The organism is Bacillus sp. 179-C3.3 HS, from assembly GCF_047229225.1.
Lineage (GTDB): Bacteria > Bacillota > Bacilli > Bacillales > Bacillaceae > Bacillus.
On sequence record NZ_JBFEFT010000020.1, the window covers coordinates 49,630 to 61,998 of the forward strand.

The 12,369-nt window shown below is 41.5% G+C and carries 17 protein-coding genes; all 17 read right to left on the minus strand.

Going from position 1 to position 12,369, the window contains the following annotated elements; genetic code table 11:
- Positions 1-66 precede the first annotated feature (66 nt).
- The 17 genes from AB1K80_RS12825 to AB1K80_RS12905 all read right to left on the minus strand — a co-directional run bounded on the left by AB1K80_RS12825 (position 67) and on the right by AB1K80_RS12905 (position 12,133).
- Positions 67-963 carry a polyprenyl synthetase family protein gene (locus AB1K80_RS12825; RefSeq protein WP_412857024.1) on the minus strand — a complete coding sequence of 299 codons (897 nt, stop codon included), beginning with the start codon at positions 961-963 and terminating at the stop codon, positions 67-69.
- The gene (locus AB1K80_RS12830) at positions 947-1,207 is read right to left on the minus strand and encodes an exodeoxyribonuclease VII small subunit (protein ID WP_412857025.1); all 261 of its coding nucleotides are present in this window, start codon (positions 1,205-1,207) and stop codon (positions 947-949) included. Before AB1K80_RS12830 ends, AB1K80_RS12825 begins: the two co-directional genes overlap by 17 nt.
- Positions 1,204-2,550 carry an exodeoxyribonuclease VII large subunit gene (gene xseA / locus AB1K80_RS12835; protein WP_412857027.1) on the minus strand — a complete coding sequence of 449 codons (1,347 nt, stop codon included), beginning with the start codon at positions 2,548-2,550 and terminating at the stop codon, positions 1,204-1,206. Before xseA ends, AB1K80_RS12830 begins: the two co-directional genes overlap by 4 nt.
- Before the next feature lie 71 nt (positions 2,551-2,621).
- Complete coding sequence (gene folD, locus AB1K80_RS12840; RefSeq protein ID WP_412857028.1) at positions 2,622-3,473, minus strand: bifunctional methylenetetrahydrofolate dehydrogenase/methenyltetrahydrofolate cyclohydrolase FolD; 852 nt, start codon at positions 3,471-3,473, stop codon at positions 2,622-2,624.
- Between the two features lie 14 nt (positions 3,474-3,487).
- On the minus strand, positions 3,488-3,880 hold the full coding sequence (nusB, locus tag AB1K80_RS12845; protein WP_412857029.1) for a transcription antitermination factor NusB: 393 nt from the start codon (positions 3,878-3,880) through the stop codon (positions 3,488-3,490).
- 210 nt (positions 3,881-4,090) lie between these two features.
- Positions 4,091-4,498 (minus strand): Asp23/Gls24 family envelope stress response protein, encoded by a 408-nt coding sequence (locus tag AB1K80_RS12850; RefSeq protein ID WP_412857030.1) that lies wholly within the window; start codon positions 4,496-4,498, stop codon positions 4,091-4,093.
- A 22-nt stretch (positions 4,499-4,520) separates the two neighbouring features.
- Positions 4,521-5,873, minus strand: a complete 1,353-nt coding sequence (gene accC, locus AB1K80_RS12855) for an acetyl-CoA carboxylase biotin carboxylase subunit (protein ID WP_412857031.1) — start codon at positions 5,871-5,873, stop codon at positions 4,521-4,523.
- 11 nt (positions 5,874-5,884) lie between these two features.
- The gene (gene accB, locus AB1K80_RS12860) at positions 5,885-6,361 is read right to left on the minus strand and encodes an acetyl-CoA carboxylase biotin carboxyl carrier protein (protein WP_412857032.1); all 477 of its coding nucleotides are present in this window, start codon (positions 6,359-6,361) and stop codon (positions 5,885-5,887) included.
- A gap of 193 nt (positions 6,362-6,554) precedes the next feature.
- Positions 6,555-7,190 carry a SpoIIIAH-like family protein gene (locus AB1K80_RS12865; protein WP_412857042.1) on the minus strand — a complete coding sequence of 212 codons (636 nt, stop codon included), beginning with the start codon at positions 7,188-7,190 and terminating at the stop codon, positions 6,555-6,557.
- A complete protein-coding gene (gene spoIIIAG / locus AB1K80_RS12870; RefSeq protein WP_412857033.1) occupies positions 7,190-7,861 on the minus strand; it encodes a stage III sporulation protein AG in 672 nt (223 codons plus the stop codon). Before spoIIIAG ends, AB1K80_RS12865 begins: the two co-directional genes overlap by 1 nt.
- Positions 7,854-8,486, minus strand: coding sequence for a stage III sporulation protein AF (spoIIIAF, locus tag AB1K80_RS12875; protein ID WP_412857035.1), 633 nt, complete (start codon positions 8,484-8,486; stop codon positions 7,854-7,856). Before spoIIIAF ends, spoIIIAG begins: the two co-directional genes overlap by 8 nt.
- A gap of 12 nt (positions 8,487-8,498) precedes the next feature.
- The gene (gene spoIIIAE, locus AB1K80_RS12880; protein WP_412857043.1) at positions 8,499-9,671 is read right to left on the minus strand and encodes a stage III sporulation protein AE; all 1,173 of its coding nucleotides are present in this window, start codon (positions 9,669-9,671) and stop codon (positions 8,499-8,501) included.
- Positions 9,672-9,710: 39 nt separating this feature from the next.
- Positions 9,711-10,124: a stage III sporulation protein AD gene (spoIIIAD, locus tag AB1K80_RS12885; protein WP_412857044.1), complete on the minus strand. Its 414-nt coding sequence runs from the start codon at positions 10,122-10,124 to the stop codon at positions 9,711-9,713.
- Positions 10,121-10,327, minus strand: coding sequence for a stage III sporulation protein AC (gene spoIIIAC, locus AB1K80_RS12890; RefSeq protein ID WP_003153142.1), 207 nt, complete (start codon positions 10,325-10,327; stop codon positions 10,121-10,123). The genes spoIIIAD and spoIIIAC overlap by 4 nt, the downstream gene beginning before the upstream one ends.
- Positions 10,328-10,346: 19 nt before the next feature.
- On the minus strand, positions 10,347-10,862 hold the full coding sequence (gene spoIIIAB, locus AB1K80_RS12895) for a stage III sporulation protein SpoIIIAB (RefSeq protein WP_412857037.1): 516 nt from the start codon (positions 10,860-10,862) through the stop codon (positions 10,347-10,349).
- The gene (spoIIIAA, locus tag AB1K80_RS12900; RefSeq protein WP_412857038.1) at positions 10,856-11,782 is read right to left on the minus strand and encodes a stage III sporulation protein AA; all 927 of its coding nucleotides are present in this window, start codon (positions 11,780-11,782) and stop codon (positions 10,856-10,858) included. Before spoIIIAA ends, spoIIIAB begins: the two co-directional genes overlap by 7 nt.
- A 66-nt stretch (positions 11,783-11,848) precedes the next feature.
- The gene (locus AB1K80_RS12905; RefSeq protein ID WP_412857040.1) at positions 11,849-12,133 is read right to left on the minus strand and encodes a YqhV family protein; all 285 of its coding nucleotides are present in this window, start codon (positions 12,131-12,133) and stop codon (positions 11,849-11,851) included.
- Between the last annotated feature and the right edge of the window lie 236 nt (positions 12,134-12,369).

Consider the following 12,369-nt stretch of genomic DNA (forward strand, 5'->3'; position numbering starts at 1 on the left):
TCTCATCAGATAAACTGTTTACAGTTTACCACAATTGCTTGAAGACCCTCAAATCTAGGCTGTTTTTTAATGATCTCTTGACGCAATGAGATCACATAGCTCATGCAATAATTCCTGCTTGATGGGAAGTTGTGAGACAATCTCTTTTGCACGCATTATATGTTCATTTAGTTTTTCCTTTGCTCCTGAAAGCGTTAATAAAGAAGGGTACGTTGTCTTTTCATTTGCTGTATCTGAGCCAACACGTTTTCCTATTTTTTCTTCGCTTCCTTCAAGGTCTAAAATATCATCACGAATTTGGAATGCGATTCCGATGTGATAGCTGAATTCTTTTAACTGTTCGATGTCACGTTGGGGTGCCCCTGCTAATAGCGCTCCTGCTGTTACACTAAAGGCAAGAAGTTTTCCTGTTTTTCGGGCATGGATGGATTCTAATTCTTCAAGTGATACTTGTTTTTCTTCTGCTTCCATGTCATCAAATTGTCCGCCTACCATACCTAATGCACCTGCCGCTTTGACAAGTTCATCAATGATGCGGAGCTTTTGTTCAGCTGTTACCTCATCGGATAATTGGGAAGAAATGAGGTGAAAGCTTTCCGTTAAAAGTGCGTCTCCTGCCAGAATAGCTGTTGCTTCACCGTATACTTTGTGGTTGGTCGGCTTTCCTCTTCGAAGATCATCATCATCCATACTTGGAAGGTCATCGTGAATCAAAGAATACGTATGAATCATTTCCACCGCACAGCCTACCGGAATCCCATCTTCCTCTTTTTTTCCATACGCATTCATGAGTGCAAGGACGAGAACAGGACGCAGCCTTTTCCCGCCTGCCTTTAATGAATAAAGCATAGATGATTTCAGCTCTTGGGGAATCTGTAACTCCTCCACATATGTAAACAGATACTCTTCAATGAACTGCTTTCTTGTCGTCAAAAATTCATTCAAATTACTTGTCACCAGCATCTGCCTCCTTCACTGTAAAAGGAGCCAGCTCACCGTCCTCTTTTAAAATGAAATCCATTTGCTTTTCGACATGCTGAAGTTTTTCATGACAAAGCTTTGACAGTGTCATCCCTTCCTGGAAATAATGAATGGCTTGTTCAAGCGGTACATCTCCTTCTTCGAGCTTCCCCACTATTTCTTCAAGTCCTTTCATGGCCTCTTCAAATGACATTTGTTCTTCTTTTGTCTTTTTCGATTCTGTCATGATGATTGCCCCTCCTTCTTGATTACCTCACAAATGAGACGTCCATCTTTCATCGTAATGGTCAGTTCGTCCTTTGTTTCTACTTGCTCGACACTTTTAATTAGTTCCTCTTCTTTGTAAGCTAAACTGTAGCCTCTCTCCATCACTTGTAGTGGATTTAATGCATTCAGTTTACCAAGAACCGATTGGAACTGCGAATGAATTGTTTTTATTTGCACATTCATACTTCGAATGAGTTGATCTGTTTCACTAGCATGTCGTTTCTTTGCGTGAAGCAATTGCTCCTTCGGGTGAAGTGGCTTGAGCCTATATGTCTGGCGGTCAAGTTGACTGCGTTTTTGTTCGATTTGTCTTGCCATCTGCTTTTGGAATCGATCAAAAATGAGATCAAATTGTTGCTCTTTTTGCTCCTGTAAACGTTTTGGGAAGCGGAAAGCATAAGACGATTGAAGCGCGACAAGGCGTTCTTTCGCTTGTGACGTTCGATTTTTCACCGCTCTTGTTAACCGGATGTCGATTGTTTTTATACGTTCGATCAAATCATCTGTATTTGGAACTGCGAGTTCGGCTGCTCCTGTTGGTGTGGGTGCTCTCATGTCTGCAGTGAAATCACTGATGGTAAAGTCCGTTTCATGCCCAACTGCAGAAATGATGGGAATATCTGACGCAAAAATTGCCCTTGCGACTGCTTCTTCATTAAATGCCCAAAGCTCCTCAATAGATCCACCGCCCCTACCGACGATTAAGACATCACACAATTTCTTTTTATTTGCTTCTTTAATTCGTTCAACAATCGAACGAGTGGCATTTTCTCCTTGAACTAACGCCGGAAGCACAATGATTTTCGCTTGCCTGTAGCGCCGGTTGATGGTTGTCAAGACATCTCGAACAGCCGCACCTGTTGGCGATGTAATCACACCCACAACTTCTGGATATGTAGGAATTTGCTTCTTATAACGCTCGTCAAATAACCCTTCATTTGCGAGCTTTTTCTTCAACTCTTCATACGCAAGATGAAGAGCACCAACACCATCAGGTTGCATTTCTTTTGCATATAATTGATAGCTTCCGCTCGGTTCGTAGACTTGAATTCCGCCACGCACGAACACCTTCATCCCGCTCTTCGGGGAAAAAGGAAGCTTAGATGCGGATCGTTGGAACATCACCGCTTGCATGCGCGCATTTTCGTCTTTTAACGTGAAGTACACGTGACCTCGTGAATGAATTTTGACATTCGATAACTCACCTTTGATCCAAATGTCCTCTAAATGAGGGTCAACATCGAATTTTCTTTTAATATATTTTGTCAGGGCTGTGACCGTCACAAAGGCTTTTTCACTCATGACGTATTCCTCCTCTTCAGAAACGCACATTCATCCACCAGCAGCATGCAGGTGGATGAATGGAATAAAGCTTATGCTAATGTACGTTTTGCTGATTTGACAGTATTATGTGCAAGCATCGTGATCGTCATTGGACCGACTCCGCCAGGGACTGGTGTAATATATGAAGCTTTCTTGCTCGCTTCCTCAAAATCAACATCGCCCACAAGTTTTCCGGTATCCAATCGATTGACGCCTACGTCGATGACAATCGCACCTTCTTTGATCTGGTCAGCTTTTATAAAGGTTGCTCGACCGACGGCAACAACTAAAATATCTGCTTTTAACGTATGTTCTGAAATGTTTGCCGTTCTTGAATGACAGTATGTGACTGTTGCATTTTCGTTTAATAACAATTGTCCAACTGGTTTGCCGACAATGTTGCTTCGTCCAACAACAACCACTTCTTTCCCAGAAAGGTCTACACCTGTTTTATGTAACAGCTCAATAATTCCTGCTGGTGTACAAGGAAGAAACGTGTCTTCCCCAAGTAGCATTTTCCCGATATTTAACGGATGAAAACCATCTACATCTTTCTCTGGTGAAATACGTTCAATGACGGCTTTTTCAGAAATATGCTTTGGCAGTGGAAGCTGCACAAGAATTCCGTGATATTGATCATTTTCATTATACTGATCAATGAGCTGAAGCAATTCTTTTTCTGTTAATGAGGCATCTAAGTGATCTAGTTGAAAATGCATTCCCATCGCTTCTGCTGCTTTTTTCTTTCCGCGCACATAAGAAAGTGAAGCCGGGTCATCACCAATTAGAATAACGGCCAGACCAGGAGTGACTCCTTGTTTCTTTAGTTCTTCTACTTCTTGTGCTAATTGTTCACGCTTTTCTTTTGCTGTTTCTTTTCCATCAATGATCGTTGCTGTCATGTCGAATCCTCCTATTACTGCTTTAGGTCGTTTTTAATATTCGATAGTACACCATTCACGAATTTTGGTGCTTTGTCATCACCAAACATTTTGGCCAGCTCAATGGCCTCATTCATTGAGACACTAACTGGTATGTCTTCTTGATACACCATTTCGTACGCAGACAGCCTTAAAATCGCTCTATCTACATTCGCAATACGATCGAGTTTCCAATTGACAAGATGCTTTGAAATCATTTCATCTAGCTTGTCCTTTTGTTCAAGCACACCGAAAACCAGCTCCTCAAAAAATGGATCTGATTCTTGTTCATCTAACGCATGTGTCATTGCTTCATTCGGATCAATATTGCTGACGTCAATTTGAAATAGTGTTTGTAGCGCCTTTTCTCTTGCAGTTCTTCTTTTCATTATTAACTCCTTTAACCACTTTATCCGTTTGTCGTTAAGCCATAGAGAAATCATAACATATTTTGACCGTAGTCGCACCAAGATCAATATGGACTTTGATGAAAAACGAATAAATGAACATGTAACAATCTCAATATTCGGAACTCATCCAAAAAAGGCGTTAAAAAACCAAAGAGGGGATGCCTCCTTGGTTTCATTTCAAACCTCTTTTTACATTTCTTGATCTACTTCAGTTTCAGAGGTTTTTGTATCAAACTGAATGCCAACAACATGAATGTTAATTTCATTAATCGTTAAGGCAGTCATGTTTAACAGGGTTTGACGGATATTTTCTTGAACAGCAGTGGATACCTTTGGAATGGATAAGCCAAATTCAACCACACAATATACGTCAATTGTGATACCCTCATCTGACACATCTACTTTTACACCTTTACGGTGATTTTTTTTACCAAAACGTTCTGCTACATCAGCAGCGAAATTGCCACGCATTTCGGCAATCCCTTCAACTTCTGATGCGGCAATTCCCGCAATGACTTCAATCACTTCTGGCGCAATTTGTACTTTCCCTAACTGATCTTCATCTAGGTTCATTTCAAGCAAATTGTGTTCTGACACGTTCATTCACCTCCGAAAACTGTTATGAATTCATGATTTGATACGTTTCTAAAAACTTCGTATTAAAGTGACCGCTCACAAATGTTTCATGCTCGAGTAATCTGAGGTGGAATGGGATGGTCGTGTAAACACCTTCAATGACGAATTCTTGAAGCGCTCGTTTCATCCTTGCAATGGCTTCTTCCCTCGTCTTACCATACGTGATGACTTTGGCAATCATGCTATCGTAATATGGCGGAATCACATAACCTGGATAAGCAGCCGAATCAACACGTACACCTAGTCCGCCTGGCGGAAGATACATTTTGATTTCACCAGCAGACGGCATGAAGTTTTTCTCTGGGTTTTCTGCATTTATACGGCATTCAATGGCCCAGCCATCATACGTTACATCAGCTTGTGTAAGAGAAAGCGGCTCACCAGATGCGACTTTGATTTGTTCTTTGATCAAATCAACACCTGTGACCATTTCAGTAACAGGATGCTCTACTTGAATCCGTGTATTCATTTCCATGAAGTAAAACTTCTCTTCATTATAATCATATATAAATTCGACTGTTCCTGCACCAGTGTATTCCACAGCCTCAGCTGCTTTTACTGCTGCTTCACCCATTTGCTCACGGATGTCAGCATTTAGTGCTGGTGATGGTGTTTCTTCTAGTAGCTTTTGCATTCTTCTTTGAATGGAGCAATCACGTTCACCAAGGTGAATTGTGTGACCATGCTGATCTGCAAGCACCTGAATTTCCACGTGTCTAAAGTCTTCGATGAATTTCTCCAAGTAGACACCTGGGTTTCCGAAGTTTTGTGCAGCTTCTTGCTGTGTAATGGTCACGCCGTTGATAAGCTCTTCTTCATTACGAGCGACACGGATCCCTTTACCGCCGCCGCCAGCCGTTGCTTTGATAATGACAGGATACCCAATACTTGTTGCAGTTGATACTGCATCGTCAAGGTCTTTCACAATTCCTTGTGAGCCAGGGACAATCGGTACACCTGCTTGTTTCATTGTGTCTCTCGCTACATCTTTTGTTCCCATTTTAGAAATGGCGGATGCAGTTGGTCCAACAAAGATGACATTACACTCTTCACAAAGCTCTGCAAAGTCTGCATTTTCAGCTAGAAATCCATATCCTGGATGAATGGCATCTGTACCTGTTAGTTTTGCAACACTGACAATATTTGTGACATTTAAATAACTGTCCTTTGATGCAGTCGGTCCAATGCAATAGGCTTCATCAGCCATCTGTACATGCAATGCATCACGATCTGCTTCAGAAAATACTGCCACTGTTTCAATTCCTAGCTCTTTGCAAGCGCGGATGATTCTTACTGCGATTTCTCCTCTGTTTGCAATTAATAGCTTTTTAATCATGATCGTACTCCTTACTCTGCTTTCACTAGAAAGAGGGGTTGTCCGAATTCTACGAGCTGACCGTTTTCAGCTAATACTTCGACGATTTCACCTTTTACTTCTGCTTCAATTTCGTTGAACAGTTTCATCGCCTCAACGATACATACCACAGAGTTTTCCTTCACCTTAGAACCTGTTGTCACGTATGGATCTGCTTCTGGTGAAGATGAAGCATAAAATGTGCCAACCATTGGAGATGTAATTTTATGCAGATTTTCAGACGCCGTTTCCTGAGGGGCTTCGGTCTGAGCTGGAGCTTGTGCTTTAGGAGCTTGTTGAGCTGGAGCTGCTTGGACAGGAGCCACTGGTGCTTGTGCCGCAACTTGCTGAACGACTTCTTTATTTTTCTTTAATTTAATTTTTGCACCTTCATTTTCGTACGTAAATTCGTCGATTGTAGATTCGTCAATTAATTTAATCAGTTCATGAATTTCTTCAATTTTCAACATGGATTTGCACCCCTATGTATGGATTTATCTTTTTTTATAGGCTAGTACTAAAACTACGTACTATAACCATCTTACAGCAGGATTTCATTGAATTCAACTACTATTGTGCTCAGACAGATGCGAGAGGCACCTGCTAGAGGGCATAAAACCGCATCAAAAAACGCCCTTTTGGCAAGGACGTTTTTTAATTTTTTTATTGGTTGGATGGTTCAAAAGTGACGGCAACGTTATCAAGACCTTTAATTTCATTTGTGACGAGGTCTATAATGTCTGCTGCTTGAGACTTAGATTTTTTGTCAGAACGGACAGTGATACTGACTTTATCCCCTTCTGCACTGACTAGCGCATCTTTATATCCTTTTGTTTTGATCAATGTCTCTAGCTGACGCTCTGTTCCTTCTGCATCGCTAAGGGCAGTCATTTGATCATATGCTTCACTTTTTTCTTGTGCAGTTGCATTGTCACTTGAAACGATTTCGTTAAATTCTTCGCGCTGTTTGCTTCGTTTATCTTCTAGCTCTAACCTGTAAGTTGTAAAGAGCTCATCGTCTGTTTGCTCTGAAACGACTTTTCCTTCTTCACCACTTGTTTCAACATCCTCTTGTTTGCCGTTTGTTTCTTTGTCTTTTGTTTCTTTGTCAGTGGACTTCTCTTCCGTACCTTTTTCCATCCCTTTTTCTGTTTCCGTCTTTTTCTCTTCAACGCCTTTTGGCTTTGTATCTTCTACCGTCACTGCGTTCTCACCTTGTGGCGACATGATATAATACACACTTAATACGACAACTAAACTTAGCATCGTTAATAGCCAAACCGTTTGTTTTTTTAACATCATTCCGAATCCTCCTTGATTTTTTTAGGGGCAACAGCCACTCTATGGCTCGGTACATCAAGCACTCGTGTAACAGCTTCAATGATGGTTTTTTTTATTTGAACGTTGTCAACTCCTTGAGCAACAACGAGGACACCTCGTATTTCCGGTTTTTTCGTTTGGACAACGACCGGCGTTTCTTCATTGCCATTTTTAATGATGACAATCTCTTCTTCTTTTGTTTGATCTGTTACACTTCGCACGCCGCCTTCTTTATCGGTTTCTTCGGTCGTTGTGCTTTTATTGGACTTGTTTTTTTCATAGATTTTTAATGAAGTCGCATCTACATTGACGACGATGGAAACATCTTCTACTCCAATGATCGTCTCCAATATTTCTTTTAACTGATTCTCATATTCACGCTCAACATCTTCAATCGAGCCCTTTGATTGACCAGATGAAGTAGGTTTGAATACTGCCTGCTCGTTAGAGGTTGGTTTATTAGATGTTGGGATGACGTCCTTTTCATGATTTGATGGCGGTGAGAGAATTTGACTGACGAGCATGAATGACACGCCGACGATGAAGACGAGTAACAAGTAATGATGCTTTGTTAATTTCGGTTTCCCCTCACCCTTTTCAGATGCTTGGAAAATAGCTTTCAGCTTCTGTTTCCAGTCTTGTTTATTCATGTTCTGTCGTGTCACCTCCCTCAATTTGCAATGTAATCTGTTTAGGACTCGTATTCCAAACATCTGCAAGTGTTTCTTTCACTCGCATCTCCTCTTTCATTGAAGCGGCAGCGCCTTCCTCCTTATGCTTATCGAGGTCAATCTCTACTTTTGCCACAGTTTCTACCGCACCCTCTGTAAGCGGAGTCAGAACGGCTTTGATGCGGAATTGATTCGCCTCCATCGTTTGATCAAAGTGTTCCTCATCAGCCAACACTTCTACGTGTTTCATTTCATAGCTCTCCTTCTCCAATGATACCTTTGCGCTTTTTTCTAGTTGGACAGCCATTTGCTTTAAAATATATGCACGTTGAGAGGCTTGTATTTCTCTTTTTTCTAAATTCATCTGATTTTTTATTTCTTCAGACTGCGCTTCTTCCTTTCCTTTCATTAATTCCGAAAAAATTTTGTCAGGATCTGCACGAAATAAGGAGAAGATGGGATTGAGCATGATGACAATTAATAGTAGGCTGACAACCAATTTGGCATACTTTTGCATGCTTGAATTGGGCAATAGCAGATCAATAATAATCGCAAATAAGATAAATAAGATGATACTTGTGATCCACTCTGTGAGAAAGCTCATCTGATCCCCTCCTTACTTCATCATCATCGTGAGATTTCCAGCGCTGATGATCACGGTTATACTCAAAAAGAACATAAGCGATACAACTGCAAGGGCTGCGAATATATAGAGAACACTTTTTGATATGACATCTAGACAAGTAATAATGGGCCCGCCCCCAAGCGGCTGAAGGATGGCCGCAGCTAACTTATATATAAGAGCAAGCGTCAATACTTTAATGGCAGGGAACGCCGCAATGGCAATCAAAATGGCGACTCCCACAAGTCCAACGGTATTTTTGAGCAAGACCGAAGCGCTGATGACAGTGTCGGTCGCATCTGTAAACATCCGCCCTAGCACAGGAATGAAATTACCTGTGATAAACTTTGCTGTACGGAGAGCAATTCCATCACTGATCGCAGCAGATGCCCCCTGCACCGAGATCACTCCAAGAAATACAGTCAAAAATACAGCTAATCCTCCAATGGCGACATTTCTTAATAATTGGGCGAGCTGCGTGACTTTGTATTGGTCCGTCAGCGTACTGACAATGCTCAATATCGCTGATAGGAAAATGAGTGGGAGAACAACAAACTGAATGAATACACCGCTTGTGTTCATTAAAAACAAGATGACGGGATGAAAAAAACCAGCTGAAACGAGGCCGCCTGATGAAGCAATAAGTGCTAATAAAAGAGGAATAAGAGCAAGAATAAAACTGGTCATCGTCTGAATGGCTTCTGTCGCATAAGAGATGGCTACATGAAAGCTGTTTAGCGCAATCATGATCAACACCATATAGACAAGTGCATATGCGACTTTGCTGACAGTACTTTGTTCAAAAGCATTTTGTAAAAGCTGAAGCAGAGCGCAAAAGATGGTCAGTAAAATGAGCGTCCCTAGCAATTTTCCATTCGCAATGATTTCGTGAAAAAGGTATTGGACAAATGCCTTCAGCCACGTTTGGGGAGACAAGTCTTTGTCGCCGTCGATCATTTCTCTCACTGTCCCTTTTTGGCTTTCTGGTAAAAAACCACCATACTCTTCCAAGATGGTTTCCCAAAAATCATTGATGGAATGAAGCTCTAATGCATCAGCCTGTCCACTGGCTATTTCTTCTGCTACTGGCTCTTCCTCTTTCAAAGGCTCCATCTCTTCTGCCTCTACATGCGGAACAATGAACCAAAAGAAAAACAAAAGCCCCATGCCGACCGTTAGCCCTTTCACGTATGATCACCTCTTTTCTCACGTCATGGTAGGAATCATGCCTAAGATTGTTTCGATAATGACTGTTAATATCGGGACTGCCATGACCAATATCAGGACTTTGCCGCCAAGTTCTATTTTTGAAGCAATGGCCCCTTGTCCAGCATCTTTCGTAAGTTGCGCGCCGAATTCTGCAATATATGCAATCCCTATGATCTTCAGAATCGTTTCAACGTATTTCATATTGACACCAGCACTTGCCGCTATTTTTTCAATCATTGAGATAATCGCATAGATCTGATCAATTAAATAAAGAAAAATGACACAACCTGTAAACACAACAACCATAAAGGCGAATGTCGGTTTTTGTTCTTTGACGATTAATGCTAAGAAGGTTGCGATTAAACCAAGTCCAACAATTTGTATGATGTCGATTTGGAAGCCCTCCCCTATCCTTGAAATAGAAATACGGCTTTGATCTTCTTAAACAAATCATCCACAATCGTCGCCACCATAAATAAAATGTAGATAAACCCGAGTAGCGTCACCCACTGTGCATACTCCTTTTTCCCCATTTGATCTAAAATTGTATGGAGAAACGCTACCACAATCCCCACTCCCGCAATTTGGAAAATGACGTTCACATCAACGCCCATACTTTCGACTCCCTTCCTGTCACATCAATAAAAGAATCAGTAGAATTCCACCTAAAAAACCGAGGCTCCGCACCATCTTTTCATGTTTTGCTTGAGCAATTTCCGCCTCCTTCTCTTCTGATTCCAAGTGTCCTAGAGCGAGCTTAATATACTTTTGCTGAGCAGTGACATCATGCTGTCCAAGTGTTTCTCCAAAGTGTTTAAGTGCCTCATATTCACCTTTTTTCAAGACCGTTCTTTTCCATACATCTTCTAAACTTTCATACCATGCATGTCTAGCAGATAAGGTGCCGGCATTCAGTTTCTCTGCAAATTGTTCAAATAAATGATCAATGGGCGGCCCTACTTGCATTGCAATTTGACTGGCAGCGCGCTCTAGCGGTGTTTGTCCGTACATGATTTCAGATTCGAGAAATTGAAGAGCAAATCGGAGCTGTCTAATTTGCTTCGGACGGTCACTATACCTTTTGGCAAACTCAAAACCACCCCATGTCGTGGCTGAGACAATCAATATCGCACCCATCAGCTTTAACATATGTCCACTCCTTGTCTCCTTTTCATCTCCTGTCCCTGTTGATCATATATCCGCCCAATGGTTCCTGGCCCATTGTCCCGATTAAGTTCAACATACCGGTCAAACACACGAAGCTGCCACAATGATTGGAGCGATGGACGTTTATATAGTTCTTCAAGTGAGGATCCGTGCGCTGACACGATAATGGTCACACCTGCATGAATCGCCTCTAAAAGTGCCTGTACATCCTCGTCTTTTCCTATTTCATCGACAATGATCACTTCTGGGCTCATGGAACGAATCATCATCATTAGCCCCTCTGCCTTTGGACACGCATCAAGGACATCAATTCGGTGTCCAAAATGATGCTGCGGGACCCCTCGAATACACCCAGCAATTTCTGATCGTTCATCAATAATGCCTGTTTTTCTAGGAGGAATCTGATGTGTTCCCGTACTAGACAGCCGTGCCAAATCACGAAGCAATGTTGTTTTCCCCGTTTGCGGGGGACCGATGATGAGTGTATTGTGCCAATTTTGTTGTTCATATAAATAAGGTAGAAAGGGAAGCGCAATGCCTATCTTTTCTTTCGCAATCCGAATGTTAAATGAAGAAATATCTCTCAACCCTTTGACAGACCCATTTTCGACAATGACCTTCCCTGCAAGTCCAACCCGGTGGCCACCTGATATGGTGATATAGCCTTGCTTTAATTCTTCCTCAAGTGTGTACATGCTGTAATTACTTAATCTGCCTAGTAGATGAGTGGCGTCTTCTGCTTTTGTATGATAGGAAAGAAAGCGGGATTTTCCTGTTTGAATCAGTTCAATTGGACGGTTCGTTCGAATGCGGATTTCTTCTACTTGTGCCCATTCTGGTTCTTTTAATAAACTGAGTTCTTGTCCAATTGAATGCGGGAATATATCCAACAAACTCCGCAACGAATTCCCCTCCTTTTTTTCTTCTCTAAAATGTATGATGTGTGCCGCTAATTATGCCAAGCCATTTCATTTATAGATGCCGACTAGAATGAAGACAACACCAATGAATATAAACACGAGCTTTGCATAGGATAGCTGTCCAGCGATTTGGTAGATTCCAATGGTCATCGTGATAATGAAAATAAGCGGTCCAATGATCGCTAATATACTATTAATGACAACCGCTTTTCGTATATCATTTGTGAGTAACATCAGGATGGCAGCCGTCAATTCTATCGCAGCAGATAAAAACCTCATACCTGCCATTGCAGCGACTGACGGATGTATGCCTGGGAAGAGAATTGGTTTCATATCGAACCTCCAGCGTTTTTTACACTATATGCTGGATGGGCTGGTTATAACCCTAGTTTTTTTCAAAGTAAGAGAGATGGATGAGAGAGTAGATGGTGAGGAAGTGAGACAAACAAAGATGGGTGCAAATAAAAAAGACTGTAAACATAAAGTTTACAGTCAGATTGTAGAGAAACTCATGTTTTTCTACAATCTTTTTTATTTTAAAGGTATATATGTTGAATGAAATGTATCGA

Coding starts and splice junctions, on each gene's coding strand:
- AB1K80_RS12825 (WP_412857024.1), bottom strand. CDS start 963: ATGCTGGTGACAAGTAATTTGAATGAATTTTTGACGACAAGAAAGCAG.
- AB1K80_RS12830 (WP_412857025.1), bottom strand. CDS start 1,207: ATGACAGAATCGAAAAAGACAAAAGAAGAACAAATGTCATTTGAAGAG.
- xseA (WP_412857027.1), bottom strand. CDS start 2,550: ATGAGTGAAAAAGCCTTTGTGACGGTCACAGCCCTGACAAAATATATT.
- folD (WP_412857028.1), bottom strand. CDS start 3,473: ATGACAGCAACGATCATTGATGGAAAAGAAACAGCAAAAGAAAAGCGT.
- nusB (WP_412857029.1), bottom strand. CDS start 3,880: ATGAAAAGAAGAACTGCAAGAGAAAAGGCGCTACAAACACTATTTCAA.
- accC (WP_412857031.1), bottom strand. CDS start 5,873: ATGATTAAAAAGCTATTAATTGCAAACAGAGGAGAAATCGCAGTAAGA.
- accB (WP_412857032.1), bottom strand. CDS start 6,361: ATGTTGAAAATTGAAGAAATTCATGAACTGATTAAATTAATTGACGAA.
- AB1K80_RS12865 (WP_412857042.1), bottom strand. CDS start 7,190: ATGTTAAAAAAACAAACGGTTTGGCTATTAACGATGCTAAGTTTAGTT.
- spoIIIAG (WP_412857033.1), bottom strand. CDS start 7,861: ATGAATAAACAAGACTGGAAACAGAAGCTGAAAGCTATTTTCCAAGCA.
- spoIIIAF (WP_412857035.1), bottom strand. CDS start 8,486: ATGAGCTTTCTCACAGAGTGGATCACAAGTATCATCTTATTTATCTTA.
- spoIIIAE (WP_412857043.1), bottom strand. CDS start 9,671: ATGGGGCTTTTGTTTTTCTTTTGGTTCATTGTTCCGCATGTAGAGGCA.
- spoIIIAC (WP_003153142.1), bottom strand. CDS start 10,327: ATGGGCGTTGATGTGAACGTCATTTTCCAAATTGCGGGAGTGGGGATT.
- spoIIIAB (WP_412857037.1), bottom strand. CDS start 10,862: ATGTTAAAGCTGATGGGTGCGATATTGATTGTCTCAGCCACGACATGG.
- AB1K80_RS12905 (WP_412857040.1), bottom strand. CDS start 12,133: ATGAAACCAATTCTCTTCCCAGGCATACATCCGTCAGTCGCTGCAATG.